This window comes from Pseudonocardia sp. Cha107L01, from assembly GCF_052566575.1.
Genome location: NZ_CP199579.1, coordinates 3,242,850 through 3,269,466 on the forward strand (window position 1 = coordinate 3,242,850; position 26,617 = coordinate 3,269,466).

24 protein-coding genes and 1 pseudogene are annotated in these 26,617 nt (G+C 72.0%); 14 read left to right on the plus strand and 11 right to left on the minus strand.

What is annotated here, in order from left to right; all coding sequences use genetic code 11:
• Positions 1-39: 39 nt before the first annotated feature.
• Positions 40-1,014: a LacI family DNA-binding transcriptional regulator gene (locus ACTXG6_RS15330; protein ID WP_445188471.1), complete on the minus strand. Its 975-nt coding sequence runs from the start codon at positions 1,012-1,014 to the stop codon at positions 40-42.
• 228 nt (positions 1,015-1,242) lie between these two features.
• Between ACTXG6_RS15330 and ACTXG6_RS15335 the strand changes: the two genes are divergently transcribed.
• The 3 genes from ACTXG6_RS15335 to ACTXG6_RS15345 all read left to right on the plus strand — a co-directional run bounded on the left by ACTXG6_RS15335 (position 1,243) and on the right by ACTXG6_RS15345 (position 5,190).
• Positions 1,243-2,937 carry an alpha-keto acid decarboxylase family protein gene (locus tag ACTXG6_RS15335; RefSeq protein WP_445188472.1) on the plus strand — a complete coding sequence of 565 codons (1,695 nt, stop codon included), beginning with the start codon at positions 1,243-1,245 and terminating at the stop codon, positions 2,935-2,937.
• A 140-nt stretch (positions 2,938-3,077) separates the two neighbouring features.
• On the plus strand, positions 3,078-3,908 hold the full coding sequence (locus ACTXG6_RS15340) for an ABC transporter ATP-binding protein (protein WP_445188473.1): 831 nt from the start codon (positions 3,078-3,080) through the stop codon (positions 3,906-3,908).
• Between the two features lie 97 nt (positions 3,909-4,005).
• The gene (locus ACTXG6_RS15345; RefSeq protein WP_445188474.1) at positions 4,006-5,190 is read left to right on the plus strand and encodes a cytochrome P450; all 1,185 of its coding nucleotides are present in this window, start codon (positions 4,006-4,008) and stop codon (positions 5,188-5,190) included.
• 271 nt (positions 5,191-5,461) lie between these two features.
• Here the strand turns inward: ACTXG6_RS15345 and ACTXG6_RS15350 are convergent, their stop codons facing one another.
• The 3 genes from ACTXG6_RS15350 to ACTXG6_RS15360 all read right to left on the minus strand — a co-directional run bounded on the left by ACTXG6_RS15350 (position 5,462) and on the right by ACTXG6_RS15360 (position 9,118).
• Positions 5,462-5,743: a hypothetical protein gene (locus ACTXG6_RS15350; RefSeq protein ID WP_445188475.1), complete on the minus strand. Its 282-nt coding sequence runs from the start codon at positions 5,741-5,743 to the stop codon at positions 5,462-5,464.
• Positions 5,744-5,820: 77 nt separating this feature from the next.
• The gene (locus tag ACTXG6_RS15355) at positions 5,821-7,845 is read right to left on the minus strand and encodes an oxidoreductase (protein ID WP_445188476.1); all 2,025 of its coding nucleotides are present in this window, start codon (positions 7,843-7,845) and stop codon (positions 5,821-5,823) included.
• A gap of 4 nt (positions 7,846-7,849) precedes the next feature.
• A complete protein-coding gene (locus ACTXG6_RS15360) occupies positions 7,850-9,118 on the minus strand; it encodes a cytochrome P450 (protein ID WP_445188477.1) in 1,269 nt (422 codons plus the stop codon).
• A 148-nt stretch (positions 9,119-9,266) separates the two neighbouring features.
• Between ACTXG6_RS15360 and ACTXG6_RS15365 the strand changes: the two genes are divergently transcribed.
• Together ACTXG6_RS15365 and ACTXG6_RS15370 are read left to right on the plus strand one after the other, a co-directional pair.
• On the plus strand, positions 9,267-10,643 hold the full coding sequence (locus tag ACTXG6_RS15365) for a protoporphyrinogen/coproporphyrinogen oxidase (RefSeq protein ID WP_445188478.1): 1,377 nt from the start codon (positions 9,267-9,269) through the stop codon (positions 10,641-10,643).
• Positions 10,644-10,675: 32 nt separating this feature from the next.
• The gene (locus ACTXG6_RS15370; RefSeq protein ID WP_445188479.1) at positions 10,676-11,155 is read left to right on the plus strand and encodes a pyridoxamine 5'-phosphate oxidase family protein; all 480 of its coding nucleotides are present in this window, start codon (positions 10,676-10,678) and stop codon (positions 11,153-11,155) included.
• 83 nt (positions 11,156-11,238) lie between these two features.
• On the opposite strand, the gene ACTXG6_RS15375 is transcribed toward ACTXG6_RS15370, so the two are convergent.
• The 3 genes from ACTXG6_RS15375 to ACTXG6_RS15385 form a co-directional block, all read right to left on the minus strand.
• The gene (locus ACTXG6_RS15375) at positions 11,239-11,994 is read right to left on the minus strand and encodes an enoyl-CoA hydratase-related protein (RefSeq protein WP_445188480.1); all 756 of its coding nucleotides are present in this window, start codon (positions 11,992-11,994) and stop codon (positions 11,239-11,241) included.
• Complete coding sequence (locus ACTXG6_RS15380) at positions 11,991-13,538, minus strand: AMP-binding protein (RefSeq protein WP_445188481.1); 1,548 nt, start codon at positions 13,536-13,538, stop codon at positions 11,991-11,993. Before ACTXG6_RS15380 ends, ACTXG6_RS15375 begins: the two co-directional genes overlap by 4 nt.
• A 114-nt stretch (positions 13,539-13,652) precedes the next feature.
• Complete coding sequence (locus ACTXG6_RS15385) at positions 13,653-14,072, minus strand: hypothetical protein (protein WP_445188482.1); 420 nt, start codon at positions 14,070-14,072, stop codon at positions 13,653-13,655.
• A gap of 162 nt (positions 14,073-14,234) precedes the next feature.
• Between ACTXG6_RS15385 and ACTXG6_RS15390 the strand changes: the two genes are divergently transcribed.
• The 5 genes from ACTXG6_RS15390 (at position 14,235) to ACTXG6_RS15410 (ending at position 18,271) form a co-directional block, all read left to right on the plus strand.
• Positions 14,235-14,429, plus strand: coding sequence for a ferredoxin (locus ACTXG6_RS15390; RefSeq protein WP_445188483.1), 195 nt, complete (start codon positions 14,235-14,237; stop codon positions 14,427-14,429).
• A 35-nt stretch (positions 14,430-14,464) separates the two neighbouring features.
• Positions 14,465-15,577: an NDMA-dependent alcohol dehydrogenase gene (locus tag ACTXG6_RS15395; protein ID WP_445188484.1), complete on the plus strand. Its 1,113-nt coding sequence runs from the start codon at positions 14,465-14,467 to the stop codon at positions 15,575-15,577.
• A gap of 52 nt (positions 15,578-15,629) precedes the next feature.
• Positions 15,630-16,718, plus strand: a complete 1,089-nt coding sequence (locus ACTXG6_RS15400; protein WP_445188485.1) for a tyrosine-protein phosphatase — start codon at positions 15,630-15,632, stop codon at positions 16,716-16,718.
• Positions 16,719-16,793: 75 nt separating this feature from the next.
• Complete coding sequence (locus ACTXG6_RS15405) at positions 16,794-17,627, plus strand: SDR family NAD(P)-dependent oxidoreductase (RefSeq protein ID WP_445188486.1); 834 nt, start codon at positions 16,794-16,796, stop codon at positions 17,625-17,627.
• Positions 17,624-18,271 carry an NAD(P)-dependent oxidoreductase gene (locus ACTXG6_RS15410; RefSeq protein ID WP_445188487.1) on the plus strand — a complete coding sequence of 216 codons (648 nt, stop codon included), beginning with the start codon at positions 17,624-17,626 and terminating at the stop codon, positions 18,269-18,271. The genes ACTXG6_RS15405 and ACTXG6_RS15410 overlap by 4 nt, the downstream gene beginning before the upstream one ends.
• Here ACTXG6_RS15410 and ACTXG6_RS15415 read toward each other — a convergent pair.
• Together ACTXG6_RS15415 and ACTXG6_RS15420 are read right to left on the minus strand one after the other, a co-directional pair.
• Positions 18,255-19,286, minus strand: a complete 1,032-nt coding sequence (locus tag ACTXG6_RS15415; RefSeq protein ID WP_445188488.1) for a DUF7065 domain-containing protein — start codon at positions 19,284-19,286, stop codon at positions 18,255-18,257. The genes ACTXG6_RS15410 and ACTXG6_RS15415 overlap by 17 nt on opposite strands.
• Before the next feature lie 8 nt (positions 19,287-19,294).
• On the minus strand, positions 19,295-20,491 hold the full coding sequence (locus tag ACTXG6_RS15420; RefSeq protein ID WP_445188489.1) for a cytochrome P450: 1,197 nt from the start codon (positions 20,489-20,491) through the stop codon (positions 19,295-19,297).
• Between the two features lie 83 nt (positions 20,492-20,574).
• On the opposite strand from ACTXG6_RS15420, the gene ACTXG6_RS15425 reads away from it, so the two are divergent.
• Positions 20,575-22,317: a PEP-utilizing enzyme gene (locus tag ACTXG6_RS15425; protein WP_445188490.1), complete on the plus strand. Its 1,743-nt coding sequence runs from the start codon at positions 20,575-20,577 to the stop codon at positions 22,315-22,317.
• A 60-nt stretch (positions 22,318-22,377) separates the two neighbouring features.
• The gene (locus ACTXG6_RS15430; protein ID WP_445188491.1) at positions 22,378-23,328 is read left to right on the plus strand and encodes a DUF7064 domain-containing protein; all 951 of its coding nucleotides are present in this window, start codon (positions 22,378-22,380) and stop codon (positions 23,326-23,328) included.
• Between the two features lie 656 nt (positions 23,329-23,984).
• On the opposite strand, the gene ACTXG6_RS15435 is transcribed toward ACTXG6_RS15430, so the two are convergent.
• Positions 23,985-24,404, minus strand: a complete 420-nt coding sequence (locus ACTXG6_RS15435) for a hypothetical protein (RefSeq protein ID WP_445190354.1) — start codon at positions 24,402-24,404, stop codon at positions 23,985-23,987.
• Here ACTXG6_RS15435 and ACTXG6_RS15440 point away from each other — a divergent pair.
• A pseudogene (locus ACTXG6_RS15440) lies at positions 24,354-24,482 on the plus strand (DUF559 domain-containing protein); the annotation flags it as partial. The gene ACTXG6_RS15435 and the pseudogene ACTXG6_RS15440 overlap by 51 nt on opposite strands.
• A 315-nt stretch (positions 24,483-24,797) precedes the next feature.
• On the opposite strand, the gene ACTXG6_RS15445 reads toward ACTXG6_RS15440, so the two are convergent.
• Positions 24,798-25,688: a LysR family transcriptional regulator gene (locus ACTXG6_RS15445; protein WP_445190016.1), complete on the minus strand. Its 891-nt coding sequence runs from the start codon at positions 25,686-25,688 to the stop codon at positions 24,798-24,800.
• A gap of 78 nt (positions 25,689-25,766) precedes the next feature.
• Between ACTXG6_RS15445 and ACTXG6_RS15450 the strand changes: the two genes are divergently transcribed.
• Positions 25,767-26,579 carry an MBL fold metallo-hydrolase gene (locus tag ACTXG6_RS15450; RefSeq protein ID WP_445190017.1) on the plus strand — a complete coding sequence of 271 codons (813 nt, stop codon included), beginning with the start codon at positions 25,767-25,769 and terminating at the stop codon, positions 26,577-26,579.
• Positions 26,580-26,617 lie beyond the last annotated feature (38 nt).

The following is a 26,617-nucleotide window of genomic DNA, read 5'->3' on the forward strand; positions in this document are numbered from 1 at the left end:
CTCGCCACTCACGACCCCCGGGAGTACGTCGGCGGGCGCTCAGGTGGTGGAGCGCAGCACCATGTCCGCCTTGAGCCGCACCATGCTCGGTTCCTCGGTGCCGAGCAGCATGCCCAGTGCCCTGGCCGCGATCTCCTCCACCGGGTGCCGCAGCGCGCTGATCGGCGGGTCGACCAGCTCCAGCAGGTCGGTGCCGTCGTAGCCGGTGATGGCGATGTCGTCCGGTACCCGCACGCCGTGCTTGAGCAACGTGCTGAGCAGGCCGACCGCGAGCACGTCCGCCGAGCACAGCGCGGCGTCCGGCAGGTCACCGTCCTTGAGCAGCTGGGTGGCCGCGTCCCGGCCGGCCGAGGTGGAGAAGCGGGGGAGCAGGATCTCGCGGTCACCGGGTCGGGCCCTGGCCCGGAACGCGGCGAGCCGCTCGTCACCGGCCGAGGTCTCCTGCTCGGCGCCGACGAACACGATCCGCCGGCGCCCGGAGCCGCGCAGAAAGTCGATCACAGTGCCGATACCGGCCTCGTTGTCCACGCCGACGAAGCCGCAGCCGGCGCCGGTCGCCCAGCGGTCCACCTGAACCACCCGGGAGCGCTCCCCGGCCCGGCGGATCGCCGCGCCGCTGCGGGACAACGACGTCGGCACCACGGCGAGGCCGTCGACGAAGGAATGGTGGAACGCCTCGATCCGGGCCGCCTCGACCTCCGGGTCGTCGCCGCAGTCGGCGAGCACCACGCCGAGCCCGGAGTTCCTGGCCACCTGGGTGAACGCGTCCACCAGATGCACGAAGTACGGGTTGCGGATGGACGGCACGAGGATCCCGAAGTTGCCGGTGGTCTGGCGGCGCAGCGCGCGGGCCACCGGGTTGGCGCGGTAGCCGAGCTGCTCGCTCGCGGCGATCACCCGCTGGGCCAGGTCCGGGTCCACGTTGCGATCAGTGCCGGCGAGCACCCGGGACGCGGTCGACCGGGACACACCGGCCGCCGTAGCGACGTCGTGCAGGGTGGCGCGACCGACCATCCTTCAGACCTCCCCGGGGGCCGTACCTGGCGTAACGGCGTTCCCGGGGCCGATCCTAAGGTAAATTCAAGATCCGGTAATCGTTTTCCCCCGCTGGTGGAGCTCCGGCGGCTCCTCGGCCTGGTCGCGCTTTGTTCCGGCCCGGGAGACGGAAGCCGCACAACGTCCGAAGCTGACCGGGTGCTGAGGCGCCGGCCGAATCTTGTTCGGCGAGGAGCGTGTACCCCGATGGTTCTCCCTACCGTCGAGCTCAGGAGCGTATGTCGTTTGTTCGGCGTGCCCGGTGACTACAACCTGCGGTTCCTGGACGTCATCGAGGCCCACCCGGAGTTGGAGTGGGTGGGCAATGCGAACGAGCTGGACGCCGCCTACGCCGCCGACGGCTACGCCCGGATCCGGGGGTTCGTGGTGCTGGTGACCACCTACGGCGTCGGCGAGCTGTCCGCGATGAACGGCCTGGCCGGCAGCTTCGCCGAGTCCGTGCCGGTGCTGCACATCGTCGGTTCGCCGGCCACCCCGGTGCAGCGTGACGGCCTGCCGGTGCACCACAGCCTGCTCGACGGCGACCCCGGGCACTTCACCAGGGCGCTGGACGAGGTCACCTGCGCCTCCTCGGTGCTCACCGCCGCCAACGCGGCCGATGAGATCGACCGGGTGCTGGCCAGCGTGTTCACCGAGAAGCGCCCGGGCAGCATCAGCCTGCCGGCCGACCTGGTGCACCACCCGATCGGCCCGTTCGAGCCCGAGCCGGCGTTCGCCCACCAGCCGGTCGACGAGCAGCAGTTGGCGGCCTTCCGGGAGCGCGCCGCCGCCCTGTTCGACGGGGAACCGCGCGATGGGGCACCGCGTGATGGGGCACCGCGCGGCCGGGTGGCTCTGTTGGCGGATCACCTGGCCCAGCGCCAGCTGGTGCGTGCGGAGCTCGACGCGGTGGCTCGCATCCCGGGCGTCGGCTCCGCGGTCACCGCACCGGGCAAGGGGGTGCTGGACGAGACCGCGCCGGGGTTCCTCGGGCTCTACATCGGCGCGCTGAGCGAGGAGCGGGTCCGCGCCGCGGTCGAGGGCGCGGACGTGGTGATCGGGGCCGGCCTGCGGCTCGCCGACCTCAGCTCGGGCGGGTTCACCGCGCGGCTGGACCCGGCGAAGCTGATCGACCTGCGGGACCGGCACGCGGTGCTCGCGGGCGAGTCGTTCCCGGTGGGGATGGCCGCCGCGCTGGGCGTGCTGCGCGAGCTGCTGACCGAGCGCGCGCCGCTGCCCGCCGCGGTGCCACGGCCGGAGCCGGCCCAGGTGTCCGAGCCCGTGTCAGACCCGGTGTCCGAACCTCTGGCCGGGCCGCTCACCCAGCTGAGCTTCTGGGCACGGATGGCGCGCTTCGTGCAGTCCGGCGACATCATCGCCGCTGACCAGGGCACCCCGTTCTACGGTGTCGCCACGCTGCCGCTGCCCAGTGGGGTGGACGTGGTGGCCCAGCCGCTGTGGGCCTCGATCGGGTACGCGCTGCCGGCGGTACTGGGTGCGCAGCTGGCCTCCGAGGGCCGGCGCCGGGCGATCCTGCTGATCGGCGACGGTTCGGCGCAGATGACCATCCAGGAGCTGGGCACCCTCATCCGACACGGCCTGGACCCGGTGATCTTCCTGCTCAACAACGACGGCTACACGGTCGAGCAGGCGATCAACGGCCCGACCGCGCGGTACAACGTCATCGCGGCCTGGAACTGGGCGCTGTTGCCGGCCGCGATGGGCGCGGCGGCGGACACCGTGGTGCGCCGCGTCGTGACCGGGGCCGACCTGGACCAGGCCTTGTCCGACTGCGCCGACAACGCCGGCAAGCTCACCTTCATCGAGGTCGTGCTGGACCGGATGGACCTGCCGGCGCTGCTCGCCAGGACGGCCGACGCGGTGGCCAACCAGAACCGCTAGGCATCTCGTGGCCTCCATGTGGGTTTAACCGTACGGCGTTCGGGGTAACATCGTGACTGCTGTCACCCACGTTCACCTCAGTTCCAGTTGTCACGCTGTGCAGCCGGCCGACACGGTCGGGCCACTCACACGGAGGTGCCATGTCCGTCGATCCGACCGTGGACAGCCGGGGCGCGCGGCCCGGCTCGCCCGGTGACGCCGGCAACGGCAAACGTGCTGTGCACAGCATGGAGGTGCGCAACCTGCACAAGTCCTTCGGTAGCGCGTCGATCCTGTCGGGTCTGGATCTGATGTTCCAGGACGATGCGATCACCACGATTCTGGGGCCTTCGGGTACCGGTAAGAGTGTGTTGATCAAGCATCTGGTGGGGTTGTTGGAGCCGGACGACGGTGAGGTGTTGATCTTCGGTCGGGATCTGTGGCAGATCTCGGAGAAGGAGCGCTACGAGCTGCGGACGCGGATGGGGGTGCTGTTCCAGGACGGTGCGCTGTTCGGGTCGTTGAACGTCTATGACAACACGGCGTTCCCGTTGCGCAAGCACACCGACAAGTCCGAGGACGAGATCCGCGAGATCGTGATGAAGCGGCTCACCGAGGTGGGGTTGGAGAAGTCGTGGGCGAAGCTGCCCAACGAGGTCTCCGGTGGGATGCGCAAGCGGGCCGGGTTCGCCCGTGCGTTGGTGATGGACCCCTCGATCGTGTTCTTCGACGAGCCGGACTCGGGTCTGGACCCGGTGCGGACGAGCCTGTTGAACGATTTGATCCTGGATATGCACGCCGAGCACAAGGGCACGTATCTGTTGGTGACGCACGACATCCGGACCGCGCGCAAGGTCAGCGACTACGTCGGGCTGATCTGGAAGGGCAAGGTCGTGCACTACGGCGAGGCCGAGGAGGCGTTCGCCTCCGAGGACCCGTTCGTCCGCCAGTTCCTCTCCGGTGAGTCCGCCGGACCACTCGGCATGGACTGAGCACTCCCAGGGCCGGCGCGGCCGCCGGTGAGCTTGACCACATATTCAAACGCCGATAGTTTTCGGCGGTCCCCGCGCATCCCCGAGGAGACCGCCGATGACCACGACCAGTCAGCAGAGCTGCCCTCTGGAGGACGTGAGCCTGATCAGCTCGCTGCCGAAGGTGGGCCTGCAGTACGACCGGCTCGCCGAGGCCCGGGCAAGCGGCTGCCCGGTGATCGAGTCCCGCTTCCACAACATGTTCGTGGTCACGCGGTACGCGGACGCGCGCTTCGTGATGGAGCACCCCGAGCTGTTCTCCTCCCGCGACCCGAACATCTACGGCCCGCTGCCGGTGCGGCTGCCGCCGCTGGACTCGGACCCGCCACTGCAGCAGGACTTCCGCAAGCTGCTCAACCCGTTCTTCACCCGGGGCTACTTCGCCAAGTTCGAGCGCGACATGCGGCGAATCGCCGCCAACGCCATCGACGGCTGGCTGGACCGGGGACATTGCGAGTTCGCCTCCGAGTTCGCCATCCCGTTCGCCGGTGGGGTGCTCGCCCAGCTGGTGTTCGACGAGACCGACGCCGACCGGCTGGCCAGGGCGATCGGTTACGTGACCGCGGTGGCCGAGGAGCAGACCCGGGAGTCGTTCGCCAACCTTGCGTCGCTCGCCGGGGAGTACCTGGTGGAGCAGCGGGAGAGCGGGCGCGCCGGGCAGAACAACATCCTGAGCGCGCTCGCCAACGGCACCGTGGGCGGCCGGCCGCTCACCCCGGAGGAGCAGATCGGCGTGATCACCGTGCTGTTCCTCGGCGGCCTGGACACCACCAGGGGCGCGCTCGGCAACATCGCCACCCACCTGGCCACCGACCCCGGCATCGAGGACCGGCTGCGCGACCCCGCCTGGGTCCGGCACGACCTGGAGGAGTTCATCCGCTTCGACTCGCCGGTGATCACCATGGCGCGCACCGTGCTGGCCGACGTGGAGCTGGGCGGCCGGCAGCTGCGGGCCGGCGACCGGATCGGGCTCAGCTTCAACTCCGCGAACCGCGACGAGGAGAAGTTCGACGCCCCCGACGAGCTGCGCTTCGACCGCCCGCGCGCCGGGCACGCCGGCTTCGGGCTGGGCATCCACCGCTGCATCGGCATGCACCTGGCCCGGTTCCAGATCGCGGTGGGGTTCGAGGAGCTGCTGGCCAAGGTCACCCGACTCCGGCCGCGCCCCGGCACCCGTCCGGAGCTGGCGCCCGGCGTAGTCCTGGGTCCGCACACCCTGCACCTGGAGTTCGACCGCCGCTAGCGCGCCGGCGCCCGGTGGCCGCCGCCCGGGGGGCCCGGTGGCCGCCGCCCGGGGCGCAGTGGCGTGGCGGTGATGCAGCTGGCGTGGCCGGCGACGGTTCGACGGCGGCGTGCGGCGTGCGGCACCGGCACCGCAGAGGCGGTGGCGCAGAGGCGGTGGCGCAGTGGCGGTGGCGCAGTGGCGGTGGCGCAGTGGCGGACGGTTGTTACCGAGCTGCACAGTGTGCAGGTTCAGCGGCGGAAAATCCTGCCTGGTGTGCAGCTCGGTAACCTCAGACAGGCGAGCCCGGTGAGCGGGGCCGGCGCGCCCGGTACGGCCGCCGGCGCCAGCGGGCCCCGCGGTGCCGGTAGCGAGTGCCAGTGCGGCCAGGGCCCATGCGGCCAGTGCGCGCCCATGCGGCCAGTGCGGTGCCGGTGGGGAGCGCCAGTACGGCCAGCGTCGGTGCGGCCAGCGCCAGTGAGGCCAGCGCGGTGCGGCTCGCGTCGGTGCCGGCCCGCGCCGTGCCGCCCTCGGTGCCGCCGGTCGGGTTCAGTGACGTGCCCGGCCCGCGCACCCGTTACGGACCCAGCACACCCACTGCAGCGGATGTGCTGGGTACGAAGTGGGTGCGCGGTGGTAGCGCTCGAGCGGTCACGTGGCGCTGCCGCCCCAGCCGTAGCGGGCCAGGGGGCGGGTCCAGCTCGCGGTGAGCGAGTCGACGGACTGGCGGCCCTCGACCAGCGCCACCTCCAGCCGCCGGGGGCTACTCGCATCGCCGATCACCCGCACCACCGGCGCGGAGCCGTCCAGCGAGTGTTGCAGCTCCCGGTCCGGCACCCCGCCGCACAGGAACACCACGTCGTCGAACGCGAGCTCCCGACCGAGTTGCGGTGCCTCGTGCGGTGCCACCCAGGCCCGCCCCTCGGCCACCCGGTGCAGCACGCTGCGGCCGTGGAAGGTGAAGTCGCCGCGCATCAGGCGGGCCAGCAGCGGCGCGCCGACCATCTCCCAGCGCATCTCCAGGTTGGCCGCCACCAGCGCGTACCGGCTGACCTGGTGCACCCGGTGGCCGGCGTCGACCAGCCGCTGCGCTACGTCCACCGACTCGTAGTGGCCGATCTCGTCGAGCAGCAGAACGGTGTGCCCGAGCGGCGCGCCGGCCAGCACGTCCCAGCCGGTGTACGGGGTGACCTGGTCGAGCCCGGGAAGCGGTACCGAGGGGCGAAGCGTCTGGAAGCCGTCGCGGCGCGGCGCGGCCCCGGCGGCGATCAGCACCGCGTCCGGGCGCAGCGCCCGCACGGCGGCGGCATCGGCCCGGGTGCCCAGCCGCACGTCGACCCCGCGCCGGGCCAGCTCACCGGCGTAGAACGCCACCAGCCCGGCGACCTCCGGGCGCGACGGCGGCACCAGCAGCAGTTGACCGCCCAGCGCGTCGCCGGCCTCGAACAGGGTGACGCGGTGCCCGGCGACGGAGGCCGCGCGGGCCGCCTCCATGCCGGCCGGGCCGCCGCCGACCACGACCACCCGCAGTGGCGTCGGGGCCACCGTGATGGCCGCGTCGCCGTGGGTCAGCTCGCGCCCGGCCGCCGGGTTGACCGCACACATCGCGCGGCCCCGGGTGTTCAGCCCACCGGCGCAGCTCTGCAGGCAGGCGATGCACGGCCGCACCTCGTCGACCCGACCACTGATCGTCTTCGTGACCAGCTCCGGCTCGGCCAGGGTGGCCCGGACCATCGACACCAGGTCCGCCGCGCCGGACGCGATCACCTTCTCCGCCTGGGCCAGGGTGCCGAAGCGGCCGGCCACGATGGTGGGCAGCGCGGTCTGCCGGGTGATCTTCTCGCTGCTCGGCAGCTGGTAGCCGGGCGGCTCGTGGGCGCCGCCCATCAGCAGGTCGCGGCCGTAGTGCGAGCCCAGCGAGACGTCCACGAAGTCGATCAGCCCGTCCCGCTCCAGCCGCTGGGTGAGCGTGGTCAGGTCGGACGCGGTGGTCTGGTCGGCCGGCCCGTCCGGGGACATCCGCACGCCGACCGGGTAGTCGGGGCCGAGGGCCGCGCGCACCTCGGCGAGCACCTCGCACAGGAACCGGGCCCGGTTCTCCGCCGAGCCGCCGTACCCGTCGGTGCGGTGGTTGGTGGCCGGGGACAGGAAGCTGGAGAACAGGTACCCGTGGCCCGCGTGCAGCTCGATCCCGTCGATACCGCCGTCGCGGGCCCGCAACGAGGCGTCCACGAAGCACTCGATCAACTCGTCGATCATGGCCTGGGTCATCGGCACCGGAAGCATGCCCAGTCCGGGATCCGGCACGTGCGATGCCGCCCACGGGGCCGAGCTGTCCCAGGTCAGCTGGGTGGGGCCGCCGTGCCAGATCTGTTGGAACAGCTTCATGCCCTCGGCGTGCACCGCGCCGGTGAGCCGAACCAGGCCGGGCAGGCAGCGGTCGTTGCTCAGGTCGAGCATGCCCGGCGAGCTCCAGTGGATCTGGGCGACGTCGGCGAAGGAGAGCGCGACACCGCCCCGGGCGCGCGCCACCAGGAACTCGATCATGTCGTCGCTGACCTGCTGGCCGGCCCCGAGACCGGTGCCCTGCGAGGTGCGCACCACCCGGTTGCGCAGCTCGACCGGGCCGATCCGGAACGGGCTCAGCACATGGCCGAAACCGGCGGGGCTAGTCAACGGGCTAGTCAACGGCGAGCGTGGCCGGGGTGAAGGCGACCTCGAGCCGTTCCGGGCCGAGTGTGTTGCTGCCGCCTCTCCAAGTGATCTTGGTGATGTCCCGCTCGCCGACGATGTGGTAGTCCGGGATGGCGGCCAGGACCTCCTCCAGCACCACTGTCATCTCGGTGACGGCCAGGTGCTCGCCGATGCAGCGGTGCCGTCCGGTGCCGAAGGACAGGTGCCGGTTGGACGCCCTGTCGATGTCGAAGTTGGTCGGCTCGGCGAACGTGGCCGGGTCGCGGTTGGCCGCCCCGTAGTTGAGCATCACCTTGTCGCCCCGGCGCAGGGCCGAGTCGGCACGCCGGTGGTCGTCCACCACCGTCCTGGCCATGTGCATGATCGGCGGGTCGATCCGCAGCGACTCGTGCACGGTCGGGCGCAGCAGTGCGGGGTCGGCCAGCAGCCGCTCCTTCAGCCCGGGCTCGGCGGCCACCCGGAACAGCAAACTCCCGATGCCGTGCACGGTGGTCTCGTGCCCGGCCACCACCATCAGCTGCACCATGCCCAGCGCGGTCCGCGGCGGCATCGGCTCGCCGTCGACGGTGGCGTTGACCAGTGCGCTGAGCGTGTCGTCGGTGGGCCGCTCGCGGCGCGCCCGGATCTGCTCCTCGAGCCAGCCCTCCAGCTCCCGGGCCGCTTTGATCTTGGCTTCGAGTCCGACCTTGGCCGAGGACAGGAAGGTGCCGGCCAGTCGGCGGATGTCGGCACAGGCCGCCGGATCCAGGCCCAGCGCAGCCCCGATCACCAGCGGGGGGACCACCTCGGCCATCGACCGGACCAGGTCGGTGTGCCCGTCGGCGGCGAACGCCCCGATGCACCGGCGCACGATGGCGCGGATCTCCGGTTCCAGCCGGGCGGTGGCCGACGCGGTGAAGAACGGCAGCGCGAGCTTGCGGTACGGGGTGTGTTCTGGCGGGTCCAGCTCGGCCGGGATCACCGGCATGGAGGCACCGGTCGGTGGGATCATGATGCCCTGGGTGGTGGTGTAGCGCTCGTGGTCGCGCGCCGCGTCCTGTACGTCGGCGTAGGTGCTGAGCAGCCAGAACCCGCCGTACCCCTCGCTCCAGCCCACCGGGCACCCGGTCCGCAGGTCGGCCAGCTGGTCGTGCAGGGTGGCGCGCCGGGCGGGGTCGGCGAAGTCGTAGTCGATCACCGGGCAGCGTGGCTCGGGTAGGTCGCCGGGCCGGGTCCCGAGGGTCGGCGTCGTGGTGGGCTGAGCGTCAGCGGTCATCGGCGAGGCTCCCAGGAGTGAGCGGTGACAAGAAAAACTAACGCTATTTGGTTGAAGTCGTCAAGCGCGTGCGGGCTCTGGACGGTGAACCACCCGGCGATAGCATCGGCTGGGAACCACCGCGAACCAGCGTTGCCGAAGGGTGTCGATGAACGCACCGATCTTCCCGACCGCCACCGAGCGGGCGGTGGTGGTCGGCGGCGGCATCACCGGGCTGACCGCGGCGTTCCGGCTGCGCCAGCGCGGCTTCGCGGTCACCGTGCTGGAGGCCGGGCCGGCCGCCGGCGGCAAGATGAGCAGCCTGCGCCGGGACGGCTACACCGTGAATCTGGCCGCCGGCATCCTGCCGTCCTCGTCCGCCGCGCTGCGCTCGCTGATCGACGTCACCGGGCTCGGCGAGAAGGTCACCCCCGACGAGGCCGTCGTGGCGGTGCCCAGGGACGGGCAGCTGCACCGGCTGCGGGCCAGCGGCACGGGTCTGCTGCTGGACGGCATCAGCACCGGGCTGCTCTCACCGAGGGCCAAGCTGCGGCTGGGCCGGCTGGCGGTCGACGCGCTGCGGATGAGGAGCTCGCTGAGCTACGCCAACCTCGGCGCGGCGGCCCGCTTCGATACCGAGACGGTCGGCGAGTACTGCGCCCGCCGCCTCGACCCGGAGCTCCGGGACTACCTGGTTGAGCCGATGTTGCGGGCCCTGTACACCAGCAACGCCGACACCGTCTCGATCGTCGACTTCTTCTTCGCGGCGGTGAACTTCATCGGCTCCGGCCTGATGCGCTACCCGGGCGGCATCGACTTCCTGGTCCGCGAGCTGGCGAGCCACCTGGACGTCCGCACGGCTGCCCGGGTGACCGAGGTGAAGGAGACCCCGGACGGCGTCGCGGTCAGTTGGACCGGCCCGGACGGTGAGCACGTCGAGGAGGCGGCGGCCGCGGTGCTCGCGGTGTCCGGCGCGCTGGTGCCCCAGTTGTACCCGCAGCTGGACAGCGTCCGCCGGGAGATCCTGGCCGAGCACCTGCACTACTGCGTCACCTACACCGGCCACTTCGCACTGCGCCGCCGCCCCGACGAGGAGGCGCTGATCGTGCCGGTGCCGCGCTCGGTGGACGAGAATCTCTGCGCGGTGACCTTCGTGCACAACTCCAGCCCGGACAGCGTGCCGCCCGGTGCCGGGTTGCTGTCCAGCTACTGGCTGCACGAGTGGAGCGTGGCCGGGCGGGACCGGAGCGACGACGAGCTGATCGCCGAGATGCTGCCGTCCGTCGCCAAGATCGTGCCCGACCTCGAGGACAACCTGGCCTTCGCGCACCTGGCCCGCTGGGACCCGGCCGTGGTGCGCAGCTACCCGGGTTGGTACTCCCACGTCGCCAGGTTCAGCGCGCGGCTGGACCCGACCGAGCGGGTACAGCTGGCCGGGGACTACCTGTCCGCGTCCAGCACCAACGCCTGCGCCGTCTCCGGCGAGCTGGCCGCGAAGCGGGTGGAGCGGGCGGTGTTCCGCACCGACACGCTCGCCGACGTCTGACCCGACCCGACCCGAAACGGAGACACCCGGCCATGGTGACCAGGATCGATTCGCTGGAGGACGCCAGCGGGTTCGCGCTCAGCCCTCGGCGCCAGGAACTGCTGCTGGCCGGCGAGCTCGAGTGCACCTTCTGCTGGACCAACGCCGACGGCCACCCGGTCGGCATCACCCAGGCGTTCGTCTACACCGACGGCGTCTTCTGGATGGTGTCCGAGGCAGCCAGGGCCCGGGTCAGAGCGGTCCGCCGGGACCCGCGCAGCGCGGTGGTCGTCGCCGCCACCGGTCGGTCCAAGACCATGTCGTTCAAGGGCCACACCGAGGTCGTCGAGGACCGCGAGACGATCCTGCGGACGCTGCGCGAGATCGCCCGGCGCTACGACCCGGACGACGAGCAGGCCCAGGCCGCGCACGTGGCGGCCGCCGACTCGCCGGGTCGGGTGGTGCTCAGGTTCGTGCCCGAGAAGGTCACCAACGCGTTCGACGGCGGCCTGGCGAGGCGCCAGGAGCCGTAGAGTCCGGCCCGCACAGACCGCGGGCCGCTTGCACAGACCGTGCAGCCTCTGTGCGAGCGGCACCAGGTCTGTGCGGGCCGAGCTCAGGTGTAGCCGGCGCGGCGGCCGTCCACGAAGTCGCCCCGGGCCTCGCGCGCCTCGCCGGAGATGTTCAGCTCGAAGGTGTAGCTGAGCTCCTGGCGGTATGCGGTGCGGATGTCGCGGCCGATACTGCCGGCCAGCGCCGCCTTGAGGCCCCGGATGACGTTGGTGCGCTTGCCCGCGATGGTGCGGGCCACCGCGTGGGCGGCGGCCGGCAGCTCGCCCGGCGGCACCAGCTTCAGCACGCTGCCGAAGGCGAGCAGCTCGGCGGAGTCGACCGGCTCGCAGGTGAACAGCGCGGCCCGCAGCCGTTTCTCCGGCATCAGGCCGATCGCCTGGATGATCCCGGTGGTCGCGCCGTTGTCCGCCTCGGCGAGCACGAACGGGACGTCCGGCGCGGCGAGCAGGATGTCGCAGACGCCGGCCACCAGCACACCCAGCCCGATGCAGTAGCCGTGGATCGCGCCGATGACCGGCACCGGGCAGTCCGCGATGGCCAGCGTCAGGTTCAGCGAGCCGCGGATCTGGCCGAGGATGCCCTCGAAGCCGGGCAGGCTCTGCACCTCCTTGACGTCGCCGCCGCCGCAGAACCCCCTGCCCTCGCCGCGCAGCACCACCGCGCGCACCCGCCCGTCGTCGGCGTAGCCACGCAGGTGCGCGATCAGGGTGTCGATGTCGGCCAGGTTGTACGCGTTGACCGGCGGGTTGTCGATCACCAGCTCGGCGATGCCGTCGTCGTCGACCGTCTCTCGGATCATGGGTTTCCGTACCGTTCCCTGAGCGCGTCGCGGGACACCTTGCCGGTGACGTTGCGCGGCAGCTCGTCGACCAGCACCAGCTTCTTCGGCAGCTTGAACCGGGCCAGTCTGTCCCCGGCGAACTCGAGCAGCTCGTCCAGGTCCAGGCTGATGCCGCCGATGGGCACCACCACGGCCACACCGACCTCGCCCCACTTCTCGTCCGGTGCGCCGATCACCGCCACGTCGGCCACCGAGGGGTGCACCGAGAGCACGTTCTCGACCTCCGCCGGGTAGACGTTCTCGCCGCCGGACTTGTACATCTCCTTGGTCCGCCCGGCGAGGTAGTAGAAGCCGTCGGAGTCGCGGCGCGCGGCGTCGCCGGTGCGGAACCAGTCGCCGGTGAAGAAGTCGTCCCGGTTCTTGCGCCAGTACCCGACCGTGACGCTGGGCCCGCGCAGCCAGATCTCGCCGGTCTCACCGTCCGGCACGTCCAGGCCCTGTGGGTCGACGAGCCGGATGTCGGTGTGGAACGCCCGGCGCCCGGTCGAACCCGCCTTGGACTTCTCCAGCGAGCCGAACTCGTCGTCCATCGCGGTGGCCATCGGCCCCATCTCGGTGCCGCCGTACTGCGGCTGCAGCGCGATGCCCCGGTCGGCCCACAGCTGGTGCAGCTCAGGGGTGCCGATCGCGCCGGCCACGATGAAGTGCCGGGCGTGCGACAGGTCGGCGTCGGCGAAGCCGGGCTGCGCGGCGATCGCCCGGTACATCAGCGGGATCGCCGCGAAGTGGGTGATCGGCGGGGTGGAGCCGGCGAGCTTGGTGAGCACCAGGTCGGGCACGAACCGGGTCATGGTGGTGACCGCGCCGCCGAAGTACAGGATCGGGTTGGCCATCACGTGCAGCCCGCCGGCGTGGAACAGCGGCATCGGGTTGAGCTGGTGGCAGCCCGGCTGGGAGTAGCCGGTGGTGTGCGCGTTGTTCAGCGACTGCCAGACCAGGGTGCCGGCGGTGGTCAGCGCACCCTTCGGCCGGCCGGTGGTGCCGGACGTGTACATGATGTGGGTGGGGTCGTCCAGGGTGGCGATGTCGGCGGGGCCGGAGTAGCGCGCCGCCGCCAGGCTCGCCTCGTAGTCGGGCACCCCGGCGGCACTGTCCGACGCGGGTGCGCCCCAGGCCAGCCGCTTGCTGATGCCCGTCTTGTCCGCGATGGCAATCGCCGCCTCGGCCCAGGTGCTGTCGTGCACCAGTACCAACGGCTCGGCGTCCAGACAGATCTCGGCCATCTCGTGCACGGTCAGCCGCCAGTTCAGCGGCACGAACAGGGCGCCGAGGCGCATCGCGGCGAACTGGACCTCGAAGACCCGGGGGTCGTTCTCGGTGACCAGCGCGACCCGGTCGCCCTTGCGGACACCGAGCCCGGTCAGCACCGTGGCGAGGCGGCCCACCCGGTCGTCCAGCTGACCCCAGCTGACCGTCCGGCCGTCCTCGGCGCAGCCGAACGCCATGGCGTCCGGACGGTGGTCTGCGTGGTGGGCAACCCAGTCGTGCGCGCCGAATCCCATGCATTCCTCCGCTCGTCGCCCGCCCAGATATCAAACACCATTGGGTTACGAAACGCCATGCCGAAACGGGGGGCACCGGGTACTCCGGTGCCCCCTCGGTCCGGTCGGGTCGGGTCATTCGTCGAGGAGGCGCTCCAGGCCCTGTTCCTTCAGGAACGTGCGGTACATCGCGAACGCCGGCTGCAGGGCCGGCAGCAGCTTGAGCAGCTTACCGATCTGGCCGTCCACCCGGACCTTCTTGCGGGCCAGCGACATCGGGATGTTCAGCTCGCCCAGCCAGAACTTGTGGCCGTTCTCGCAGGACATGAACATGTCCACCTCGACGTCCTCCGCCCTGGCAGCGTCGCCGCGCTTGACGACCGGCGGGTCGACGGTGGTCACCAGGCTGACGAAACAGTCCGGGTCGGTGTAGTTGGCGCGGAACGAGGTGGCCGCGGCGACGAACTTGGGTCGCAGGTCCGGGTCCGAGGTGACGTACTCCATGAACGCGCCGAAGACCTCCTCGGCTTCCTGCTGGGAGCTGAAGACAGCCACGTTGTCGTCCTTTCGCCGCGCTCGCCCCGACGTCCTTGACCGGGTCACCAAATGTCGTTAGGTTAGCGTCGCGCCGGTCACCGCCGCAACGCCCCGGACGAGCGGCGGTGGCAACACTCGGTAACCCGGGTGCACGTTCGGCGGAAGGACGGTGACAGCGGCGTGACACACGTGACGATCAATGGTGACAAGTGCCAGGGCCACGGCCGGTGCGCCCTGATCGCGCCCCATCTCTTCGACGTCGATGACGACGGCCTCGGCCTGGTCCAGGTCGACACGGTCGCCGGCGCGGACCTGCCGGACGTCGAAGAGGCCATCCTCAGCTGCCCGGAGAGTGCGATAACGCTGGCCGGCTGAGCGGGCCCTCTCTCCATTGACCGGTAAGGGAACAGATGAAGACGAAGGCCGCCATTCTCTGGGAGCAGGGCCAGCCCTGGAGTGTCGAGGAGATCGAGCTCGACGCGCCCAAGGAGAACGAGGTCCTGATCAAGCTCGCGGCCACCGGGCTGTGTCACTCCGACGACCACGCCCGCACCGGCGACATGCAGATCGCCACCCCGGTGATCGGCGGCCACGAGGGCGCCGGCGTCATCGAGGAGGTCGGCCCCGGGATCAAGCACCTGGCGCCGGGCGACCACGTGGTGATGTCGTTCATGCCGGCCTGCGGGCGTTGCCGCTGGTGCGCGATCGGGCGGCAGAACCTGTGCGACTACGGCCAGTTCCTGATGCAGGGCTTCATGATCACCGACGGCGGCTACCGGGCGCACGCGCGCGGCAGGGACCTCGGCACCATGTCGCTGTTGGGGACCTTCGCCGAGCACTGCGTGGTGCACGAGAGCTCGGTGATCAAGATCGACGACGACATCCCGCTGGACAAGGCCGCGCTGGTCGGCTGCGGCGTCACCACCGGCTGGGGCTCGGCGGTGCACATCGCCAAGGTGCAGCCCGGTGAGACAGTTGTCGTGATCGGCATCGGCGGCCTCGGCGCGAGCGCCATCCAGGGCGCGAAGCTGGCCGGCGCCGAGACCATCGTGGCCGTCGACCCGGTAGCGGCCAAGCGGGAGTACGCCGAGCAGTTCGGCGCCACCCACAGCGTGCACAGCATGGCCAGGGCGCAGGCACTGCTCACCGAGCTCACCCGGGGCGTGATGGCCGATGCGGCGATCCTGACCGTCGGCGTCGCGCAGGGCTCGCACATCGCCGAGATGAACGCGCTGATCTCCAAGGGCGGCCGCGCCGTGGTGACCTCGGTGGCGCCGTGGACCACCGTCGACGTGGAGCTGCCGCTGCAGGAGTTCACCCTGTTCCAGAAGGAGCTGCGGGGCAACGTGTTCGGTGGCGCCAACCCGCGCGCGGACATCCCCAAGCTGCTCAGCCTGTACCGCAACGGGCTGCTCAAGCTCGACGAACTGATCACCAACACGTACAAGCTCGAGGACGTCAACCTGGGCTACCAGGACATGTTGGAGGGCAAGAACATTCGCGGCGTCATCCTGCACGATTAACGATTTGCCCCAGTCTGTCCGCCCCCCGCGTTCGTCGCCGTCCCCGGCTCAGGTGGCGGCGGCGAAGCGGACCACCGCCGCGCTGCTGGTGGGCCTGCTCGCCGCGCTGTCGCTGCTGGGCTGCGGCGCCGGGGCCGCGCCCGAGGGGCCGTCCATCCCGTTCCTGGCCGCGGCCGTGACCGAGGCCGGCCCCGGTGCTTTCACGATCAGTTGGCAGGCGCCCGGAGCCGGCCAGGTCACCGTCTACGCCGGCACCGACCCGGCGCGGGTCGGGCGCACCCGCCAGCTGGCCGTCGGCGCGGGGTCGGAGACCCGCCAGGTCACCGGGCTGCCGGCCGCCGACCGCTGGTGGTTCGAGCTGGTGCCGGCCACCGGGCAGTCCCTGGTGCTCGCGGACCGGTCGCTGCACCTGGCCGGCGCACCCAACTTCCGCGATCTGGGCGGCTACCGCACCCAGGACGGCCGGTGGGTCCGGATGGGTGTGCTCTACCGGTCCGACCAGCTCGACAAGCTCACCGATGCCGACCTGGCGAAGGTGACCCGGCTGGGGATCCGGACGGTGGTCGACCTGCGCACCGCGGCCGAGCGCTCGGCCGGCCCGGACCGGGTGCCGGCCGGGGCGAGGGGACAGGTGGAGGACGTGCTCGCCGGTTCCGGGGTGTCGACCGACATCGCGGGCCAGCTGAGCGCCGCGGCCGCGGCGACCGACACGATGCGGGCCGTCGAGCGCGTCATGGTCGACTCGCCGGGTGCGCGGTCCGCCTACCGCGGCCTGGTCGCGGCGGTGGCCGATCCGGGTGACCGGCCGCTGGTGTTCCACTGCACCGCCGGCAAGGACCGCACCGGGTGGGCCTCGGCGAGCATCCTGACCGCGCTCGGGGTGCCCGAGCAGGCCGTGCTCGACGACTACCTGCGGAGCAACACCTACGTGCTGCCGAAGTACGCACCCCTGCTCGCCGCGCTGCCGGCGGCCAAGGCGGCCCAGGCGCGGCCGCTGCTGGAGGTCCGCCCGGAGTACCTGCGCGCCGGCACCGACGAGGCGGCGCTGCGCTACGGCTCGATGGACGGCTACCTGCGCCAGGCACTGGGCGCCTCGCCCGACCAGCTGCGCGGCGAGCTGCTGGTCGGTCGGCCCGGGTAGCCGCTGGGGCGCTGTTCGGTCTTGACCGGCGATTCCAACGACGTTAGTTTTTCGGCGTCACGGTACGGAGGTCGAATGGCTGCCAAGCTGGCTGGGCGGGTCGCGCTGGTCACCGGCGCGGGCTCGGGGATCGGGGCGGCGAGCGCGGCCGCACTGGCCGCTGCCGGCGCGGCGGTGGCGGTCACCGACGTCGACGAGGCTGCCGCGGCCGCCGTCGCCAAGGCCGTCGCGGAGTCGGGTCACCGGGCGTTGGCGCTGCGCCTGGACGTGGCCAGCGAGGCGCAGTGGCGCCGGGCGGTCGCCACGGTGGCCGAGGAGCTGGGGCCGATCACCGTCCTGCACAGCAACGCGGCGCTCACCGCACACGCCTACTACGCCGCCGACCTCGGCGTGGTGGACCTGTCGGTGGAGGTGTTCGACCGGATCATCGCGGTGAACCTGCGCGGCGCCATGCTCGCCTGCAAGCACGTGGTACCCGGCATGCTGGCGGCCGGCGGCGGCTCGATCGTGCTCACCTCGTCGGTCAAGGGCAGCACCGGCAGCGCGCACCGCACCGCGTACTCGATGTCGAAGGGCGGTCTGGACGCGCTGATGCGGGCGGTGGCCACCGGCTACGGCAAGGCCGGTGTGCGGTGCAACGCGATCGCGCCCGGCATCGTGGCCACCGAAGCGATCGGCGCGGTGCCCCCCGCCCAGCTCGCCGCGCTCCTGGACGCCCACCTCACGCCGTCGCTGGGCACCCCCGCCGACATCGCCAACGCCGTCGTGTTCCTGGCCTCCGACGACGCCGCGTTCATCACCGGCCAGGTGATCGACGTGGACGGCGGCCTGACCGCGCACACCGCCGCGCTCTCCCCACCCGGGACGCGGCAGGCACCGTCCACAACGCCCGAGGGGAACCTGGGATGAACGTCGTGCTGCTCGGCGCCACCGGCAAGGTCGGCGCACCCATTCTGGCCGAGCTGCTGGACCGGGGTCATCGGGTGACCGCCGTGGTCCGGGACCCGTCCCGCTTGGCCGCCGAGTCCGCGCGGCTGCGGCACCGCACCGGAGACGTGTTCGACGCGGCCTTCCTCGCCGACGCGGTGGCCGGCGCCGACGTGGTGGTCTGCTCGGTGGCCCTGCGGGACCCGGCGCAGCGCGGGCGCACCCCGGTCGAGCTGTTGCGCGGTGTCGCGGCTGTCGCGGCCGATGCCGGGGTACGACTGCTCACCCTGGGTGGGGCCGGCAGCCTGCGCACCGCCGACGGCGTCGACCTGGTGGACACGCCGGGCTTCCCCGAGGCGGCCAAGCCCGAGTCGCTGGGTTTCCGGGCCGCGCTGCACGAGCTGCTCGAGCGCGCGCCGGCCGAGTTGTCCTGGGCGATGCTCTCGCCGCCGGCCTCGATCGAGGTGGACGGGCCGCGCACCGGGGAGTACCGGGGCGGCGACGACACGCTGATCGTCGACGAGGACGGGGCGTCCCGGATCTCCGCCGCCGACCTGGCCGTAGCGCTTCTCGACGAGGTGGAGAACCCCAAGCACCACCGGCGGCGGTTCACCGTCGGCTACTGAGGGCACCGGGGCGCCGCCAGGGGTTCCGCTGGCCGGTGAGCTCGTTGCGCCGCCAGAAACGTTCGATCCAACCGTCGGTCTCCTCGCCGTCCCAGCGCAACCGCGCCGGCCCCTCGACGGCGATCAGGTCGTCCGCGCCGGTCCGGGTGCCCAGCGTCATGCCGACCGGGTTGTCCAGGGTGTAGTTGGTGCGGTGCTTCATCGCGACCTCGATGCGCGCGGTGCCGGCCGCCGTGACGAGCTCCGCGGTGAACTCGGTGGGCGCGCCGTCCACGCCGGCGAGCCGGGGCGCGCGCAGGTCGGTCACCTGCCGCCGGCCGTTCTCGTCGTCCACGAAACCGACCACGTACGGCGGCACCTCGGTGCCCCGCGTCCACACCACGATGGCCAGCACGGTGCGCCCGCTCGGGAACACGCCGCTGACCCAGACGTCACCGAGGATCTTGGCGTAGTCCCGGGGGCCGTAGGAGTGGTCCCGGAACCCCGCCGTCGCGAAGGTGACCCGCCGCCCGTCCAGCTCGGCTGAGCCGGTGATCCGCCCGGGCTGTTCCAGGTGGCCGTCGGCCCACTCCTGCTCGCCAAGCCCACGGGCGCTCCAGGCCGGGGCGAGACCTTCGAAGTCCGCCTCGAACCGCACCGGCTGCCACGGGCCGTCGGCCAGTGGGGCGGCGGTGACCTCGGCGGTGCTGGTGCGCCGCATCATCCCGTCCAGGCACACCGACCAGCGGCGCAGCGGTTCGACACAGCGGAACGACAGCGGCCCCGAGCTGGCCGCGCTGGAGTCGGGGCCGGCGCCGAACGAGCGGTGCAGCAGCAGCTCACCGCCGGGCCGGTACAGCGCGAGCACCGCCTCCCAGAGGTCCGGCCGGGCCGGCACCCGGCTCCAGTGCGCCCAGCCGGCGAGGCCCGCGCCGCTGTCGTACATGACGAACAGCAGGTTCTCGGTCCAGTTGGGCACCGCGCCGATCCGCTGGATGGTGTCGTGCGCCGGGAGCAGGTGTTCGGTTGTGGTCATCGCCGCGCTCAGATCAGGTCGAAGGCGAGCTCGAGGCGCTCCGGGCCGTTGGCGATACCCGGTGCCCAGTGCACCTGCTCGGCGCCGCCGCCCTCGGCGAAGCGCAGGTTGGTGACCCGCTTGAACAGCTCCTCGAACGCGACGGTGATCTGGATCCGGGCCAGGTGCACGCCGAGGCAGCGGTGGATGCCGAGGCCGAAGCCGGCGTGCCCGCTGCGCGGGGTGCCGAAGGTCAGCTGGTCCGCGTCGGGGAACTTGGCGTCGTCCCGGTTGGCCGAGTCGAAGCGGACCAGCAGCTGCTCGCCCTGCTTGATCCGGGTGCCGCCCAGTTCGACGTCCTTCATGGCGGTGCGCCCGAGGCAGCCCACCGGCGACTCCAGCCGGATGAACTCGTCCATGTCCTGGCGGATCCACCTCGGGTCGCGCAGCCGCTGCTCCAGCTCGGGCTGGCGGGCCAGGTGGTAGGCGATCGCGCCGATCGCGCCCCGGGTGGTGTCCAGGCCGCCGAGGAACAGCACGGTGATCACCCCGAGCCGTTCGTCCTCGGTGAGCGGTCGCCCGCCGAGCACGGTCCCGGTGGTGATCGCGTTGAGCACGTCGTTGCGGTCGACCGGGTTGTCCTCGCGCTCGGCGATGTACTCGGCGGCGAGTACCGCCAGGTGGAAGTACGACTCGTCGCCGCCCTCCAGTGCCACCGCGGTGACGATGTCGATGCCACGCTGCGTCTTCGCCGCGTCCTGCTCGTCGAACACGATCTGGGCCAGCACGCTGCCCACGTACGGTGCGGCGAACTCGCTGATCAGGTCGACCGTGCCGCGGTCGATCCAGTTGTCGATGAGGTCGACGGCGCTCTTGCGCATCTGCGGCTCGAACTTCATCAGGAAGGTGCGGGAGAACAGCGGGTTGAGGATCTTGCGCAGGTCCGGCTGGAACGGCGGGTCGGCGTCCAGCGGGTTCAGCGTCACCGGGGCGGGCCGGGGCGCGACGCCGGTCGAGGAGAACGTCGCCGGGTCCTCCAGCACCCGGCGGACGTCCTCGTACCGGGTGACGACGTACTGCCCGCCGCCGTCCGCGTCGGTGTGCGCCACCGGGCAGCTCTGCCGGGCGTGGGCGAACACGTCCCACTTGACCTTCTCGTGCTCCGGGTCCCACATGCTGTAGTGGTCCAGGATCGCCGCGGGGTCAGGTCCGATGGTGGAGGACACCGGGCACGCTCCTCTGAGTCGTCGGGGCGTGGTCGAACCTAGTGGTGTGGACCACGTATATCAAGCAGTGTTAGTTTAATCGCGTGCGCGAACCGGAGAACCTGTACGACTGGAATTATTGGCTGACCACCTGGCCGGCGGAACCGGTGCTACTCACCCGGGCGAACGCGGCGGACGGTTACCCGCGCGCGCTCACCCCGCTGAGCCAGGACCTGATCGTGCGCTTCGAGGACGCCGGCGTGCGCCGCTTCTTCGAGGAGACCCTGGGCGCGATGAAGCCCTCGGACGCGCCGGTGCCCTACATGTGGGCGCTGTGGGGCCACGTGTACATCAACGCCGACCAGCTGGCGAACCTCGGCGAGGTGATACCGGGCAGCTCACGGCAGTCGATCTACCAGCAGTACATGGGTCTGCGACCGGACCCGGACTTCCGGCCCGGCGCCACCTCGCTGGGCAGCCGGCTCGGCGCGCTGCGTTCGGTCGGCCCGGTGACCGTCGGCATGCTCAGGTCGGCAAGGACGGCACGGGCCCGGTTCGCCGCCCAGATCGCCGAGATCAAGGCGATGCGCCCGATCGGGTTGGCCGGCGAGCTGCCGAGCGAGCGCGCCTGCCTGGCCTGGCTGCTCGCGCTGGAGTCGGTGATGACGGCGGCCTGGGAGAGCCTGATGATCGGCCCCGGCATCGCCAGCGCGACCTTCGAGGTGTGCGAGAAGGTCATCGCCAAGGCCACCGGTGTGCCCGCCGCCGACCTGAACAACCGGCTGCACGTCGGGCTCGGCGGCAACGAGAGTGCCGAGGCGGGCCGGCTGGTCGGTCGGCTGGCGAGCCTGGCCAGGGCCAACCCGGCACTGGTCGAGGAGCTCGGCGCGGCCGCCTCGGTGACCCGGATCCGGGAGCTCGACCCGAACTTCGCGCGCGAGCTGGACGCCGGCCTGGAGCGGTTCGGCTTCCACACCGCGCCCGAGCTCGAGCTGGCCCAGCCGACCTGGCGCCAGCAGCCGGGGCAGCTGCTGGCCATGGTTGCCCGCGAGCTGCAGCGACCCGCCGAGACCGCCGACCGGGCCACCGAGGTCCGCCGCACGGCGGAGGCCGAGCTGGCCGCGAAGGTGCGCGGACCGATGCGGGTAGTGGTGCAGCGGGCGCTGCGGCTGTCCCGGAGTCAGATGGCACTGCGGGAGAACGCCAAGGTGCCGATCGTGATGATCTTCGATGAGGTCCGCCGGGTGCTCGAGTCGGCCGCGCCGTCACTGGTGGCCCGCGGTGCACTGGTCGCCCCGGCCGACGCGGTCTACCTGCGCTACGACGAGCTCAAGGGGATCCTGGCCGGTGCCGGCGCGCCGTCGCCCTCGGAACTGGAGCGGCGCGCGGCCGAGCACGAGCGGTGCCTGCGGCTGACCCTGCCGGAGCTGGTCGAGGCCGGCCCCGGCTACGCGGCGCCGATCACCGAGCGGCACGTGCGGGAACGCGGCCTGCTGCCCGCCGCCGTGGTCGACGAGCGGACCACGCTGCTGACCGGCACCGGCGCCTCGGCCGGCCGGATCACCGCGGTGGCCAGGGTGATGGACGACCCGCTCGACGACTTCGAACCCGGCGACGTCCTGATCGCCAAGACCGTCGACCCCGGCTGGGCGGCCGCACTGTCCTGCGCCGGGGCCGTGGTACTCGATATCGGCGGCGGCCTCTCGCACGGCGCGGTGGTGGCCCGCGAGCTGGGCATCCCCTGCGTGGTCAACGTCAAGGCCGGCACCACGGCCATCCGCGACGGCAGCACCGTCACCGTCGACGGCTCCACCGGCGAGGTGTTCCTCGAGGGCCACCCGGCCTGAGCTGTCCCGATCTCCCGATCTCGCTGTGACCCGACTCGACCGACTGGGGAAGGAGCGGCTGTGCCGCTGCGGTACGACTACAAGGACGAGGGCACCCACGCGATCGGGTCGGACGACCCGCACTGGCAGGAAAGCGTGTTTGTGCACTGGTACGACCTGGCCGCCGGCCTCGGCGGGGTGCACCGGCTGGGACACGAGGCGAACCGGGACGGCGGCAGGGCGGCGCTGCAGTGCGCACTGTTCCGGGCCGACGGGCTGCGCTACAGCCGCAGCGACGACGAGCTGCCCCTGGAGGAGCCGAGGAGCGAGCGCGGCTTCCGGGCCGGCGGCAGCAACTGGCACGTCGACGGCGCGGTGCCCCGCATCGAGGTGCACGAGCCGGGCCTCGACCTCGACCTGGAGCTGCACGACTTCTACCCGATCACCAGCTTCTTCCCGTCCGACGGCAGCCTGGTCGAGGAGTTCGCCGCGCACCACTACGAGTCCTCCGGCCGCGCGGTGGGCAGCGCCACCGTCGAGGGCGAGACGGTGCCGATCGAGGCGACCTTCCACCGCGACCACTCCTGGGGCGTGCGCAAGACCGAGACGTTGCTGACCCACCGCTGGGTGTCCGGCTCGTTCGGCCCGGAGCTGTCGTTCGGCTCCACGGTGTGGCACGCCGCCGACGGCTCGTTCGTCAAGGTCGGCTACGTGGTGCGCGACGGCGAGATCACCTTCGCCGAGGACGTGGACGTCGTCACCTGGCTGGAGGCCGACGGGTACACCCACCGCGGCGGCGTGGTCACCTGGTACCTGCGGGGCGGCGAGGAGCTGCGGCTGGAGTGCCACCTGATCGACGCGGTGGTCGCGAAGCTGCACTCGGCGAAGTACGTGGACGCGCTCTGCCGGATCGAGCACGGCGGCAAGGTCGGCGTGTGCGACTTCGAGATCAGCAACAACGCGCGCAACGGCGGCGGTACGCCGAGCCTGGCACTGGCCGCCAACGGCACGGACGGCTTCAGCCGCCGCTGACGCGCGGGCCGGCGTGGGCCGGCGCTGCGCGGCGGGCGTGGTGGCGTGGCGGGCGTCGTGGCGGGCGCCGCGCGGCGCGGTGGCGGCGTGGCGGTGCGTGGCGGCGTGGCGGGCGCGGTGGCGGCGTGGCGGTGCGTGGCGGGCGCGGTGGCGGCGTGGCGGCGTGGCGGTGCGTGGCGGCGTGGCGGTGCGTGGCGGCGTGGCGGTGCGTGGTGTTACCGAGCTGCACACCAGGCAGGTTTTGAACGCCTCCGACCTGCCTCCTGTGCAGCTCGGTAACAACAGGCCGCAGCCGCCACGGGGATATGCACGGCGGGCCATCGCGCGAGCGAGGGAACCGCGACCGGTTTGCTTCCGTCTAGCGAGGTATGGGGCCCACTGGTTCGTTTCGCGGCAACGCCGCCCGAGGGAGTGGTCTGGTCACCCGGGCAATGCTCGCGGGCCCGCGCTACCGCCAGGTGTTTCCGAACGTGTATCTGTCCGCCGACGCGCCGTTCACGCTGGCCAGTCGTTCTCGCGCGGCCTACCTACTGGTGGCGGAGTACGGCGCGCTGGCCGGATACTCGGCCGCCGAGCTGCTCGGAGCCCGGTGTGCACCGGCGGACGCGGACGCCGAAGTGATCGTCCCGCGCCGGAACTTCCGCGAGCGCCCCGGACTACGGGTGCACCGCGACCGCCTGGCCGACAGTGAGATCACCGAGATCGACGGTATCCAGCTCACCACGCCGGCGCGCACTGCCTATGACCTCGCGCGCTGGCTGCCGCTCATCGACGCGGTTCCGGCCGTCGACGCGCTGCGCTGGAGTACCGGGCTCACCGTCGCGTCGATCACCGCGATCGACCGCCGCTACCCGCGTGCTCGGTGGCGCTCCCGGGTCGCCGGGGTGCTGACGCTCAGCGATGCCGGTGCTCAGTCGATGATGGAGTCGCGGTGTCGGCTTGCGCTCGTCCTGCGCGGACTGCCGCGGCCGCGAACCCAGTACCCGCTCTCGGTGCCGGGCCTGGGTTGGGACATCCACCTCGACATGGCCTATCCCGACGAGCGCGTCGGCATCGAGTACGACGGCGCCGGTCATCGGTCTCGCGCGGCACTACAGGCCGACAACGAGCGCCACAACCTGATCCTGTCGGCGGGGTGGACGGTGCTCCGGATGACCTCCGACGACGTGCTCCGCACCCCGGATGCCATGGCACACACCGTGCGGCAGGCGCTCGCGGCGGCATCCTCACCGCCCGCGCACCCCGCGCACCCCGTGCGCACCCCGTGCACCCCGCGCGCCCCCGTGCACCCCGCGCGCACCCGCGCGCACCCGCGCTCCGCGCGGAGCACTCCCGTTACCGAGCTGCACACGAGGCAGGTTGTGAGCGCCGAAAACCTGCCTCCTGTGCAGCTCGGTAACGAAAGGCAGGTCGGCTACCGTGCTCCGGTCGGCTACCGTGCTCCGGTCGGCTACCCGCGCTCCGCGCGGCTACCGCGCTCCGGTCTCGCGGTGGTGGCTGTCCAGCACGGTGAGGAAGGCGGCCGTCGCCGGGGACGCCGGGCCCTGCCCCCACACCAGGTGCTCGACGCGGGCCGGGGCGTCGCTCAACGGGAGCACCCGCACCCCGCTCAGCTGGGTGGCGAAGTCGGCGGGCACCAGGCCCACCCCGAGCCCGGTGCCCACGAGCTGGCCCAGGAACTCGACGCTGGACACCTCGAACGCGACGTCCCGGTCGATGCCGGCCGCGGCGAACGCCTCGTCGGACTGGGCACGGGCCGCGCTGCCGGCCGGGAAGTCGACGAACGCCTCGGCGGCCAGGTCGCGCAGCGCTGCCACCGGCCGCCCGGCCAGCGGGTTCGCGGGGCCGAGTACCGCGACCAGCTCGCCGACCGCCAGCCGGCGGTGCCGCACCCCGGTGGGCCGGAACCCCGATGGGACCCCCAGGAACGCGGCGTCCAGGCCGCCGGCCCGCACCTCGGCGATCAGCTCGAGGCTGGCCCCGGAGCGCAGCGCGATCCGCACGTCGGGGTAGCGGGCGTGGAAGTCGGCCAACAGGGCGGCGAGGTCGACGGCGGTGACCGTGCCGATGGCGCCGAGCGCGAGCCTGCCGCGGACCTCGCCGGTCACCGCTGCCACCTCCGCGCGCGCCCGGGCGGCCGCGTCCAGCGCCTGCCGGGCGGCCGGGACGAACGCCTCACCGGCGGCGGTCAGCCGCACCTGCCGCCGGGTGCGGTCGAACAGCCGGGCGCCGAGCTCGCGCTCCAGCTTGGCGATCTGGTGACTCAGCGCGGACTGCACCACGTGGCAGCGTTCGGCGGCCCGGGTGAAGTGCCCGGTCTCGGCCACCGACACCACGTACCGCAGTTGGCGAAGCTCCATCCACTGATCGTGAATCACGATCGTCGACATGACAAACATGTCTTGGACCGATCAGTGCGGCGGCGGAACACTCGGGGCATGAACACGTACCCGATCTGCGCGACCTGCGGCGTGCAGTACCCGCCCGACGCCGACCTGGCGCACTGCAAGATCTGCGAGGACGAACGCCAGTACGTCGGCTACGGCGGCCAGCGCTGGACCTCACTCGCCGAGCTGACCGAGCAGGGCAGGACCGGTGTGCTCCGGGAGGAGGCACCCGGGCTGTACGGCATCGGCACCGAGGCCAGCTTCGCGATCGGGCAGCGCGCGCTGCTGGTGCCCGGCGCCGGCGGCAACCTCCTGTGGGACTGCGTCAGCTACCTCGACGAGCCGACCGTCGCCCGCATCGAGCAGCTGGGCGGGCTCGCCGCGATCGCGCTGTCGCACCCGCACTACTACGGCGCGATGGTCGACTGGAGCCGCGCGTTCGGTGACATCCCGATCTACGTGCACGCCGACGACGAGCAGTGGCTGACGCGCCGCGACAACGTCGAGCTGTGGAGCGGTGACCGCCTCGAGGTGCTGCCCGGCCGGACACTGCTCAACGCCGGGGTGCACTTCGCCGGCGGCACCGTGCTGCACTGGGCGGACGGGGTCGACGGGCGCGGCGCCCTGTGCACCGGCGACATCTTCAACGTGGTGGCCGACCGCCGCTGGGTGACCTTCATGTACAGCTACCCGAACTTCATCCCCGAGCACCCGGACACCGTCCGCCGCGCCCTGGACCTGGTGGAGCCGTACGCCTACGAGGCGCTCTACGGGGCCTGGTGGGAGCGCATCATCACCGCCGACGCGAAGGGTGCGGTGGCCCGCTCCGCGCGGCGCTACCTGCACCACCTGGGCCTTGAGTAGATTTCCCGCTCGCACAGAGCTGGCACCGGCCGCGCAGA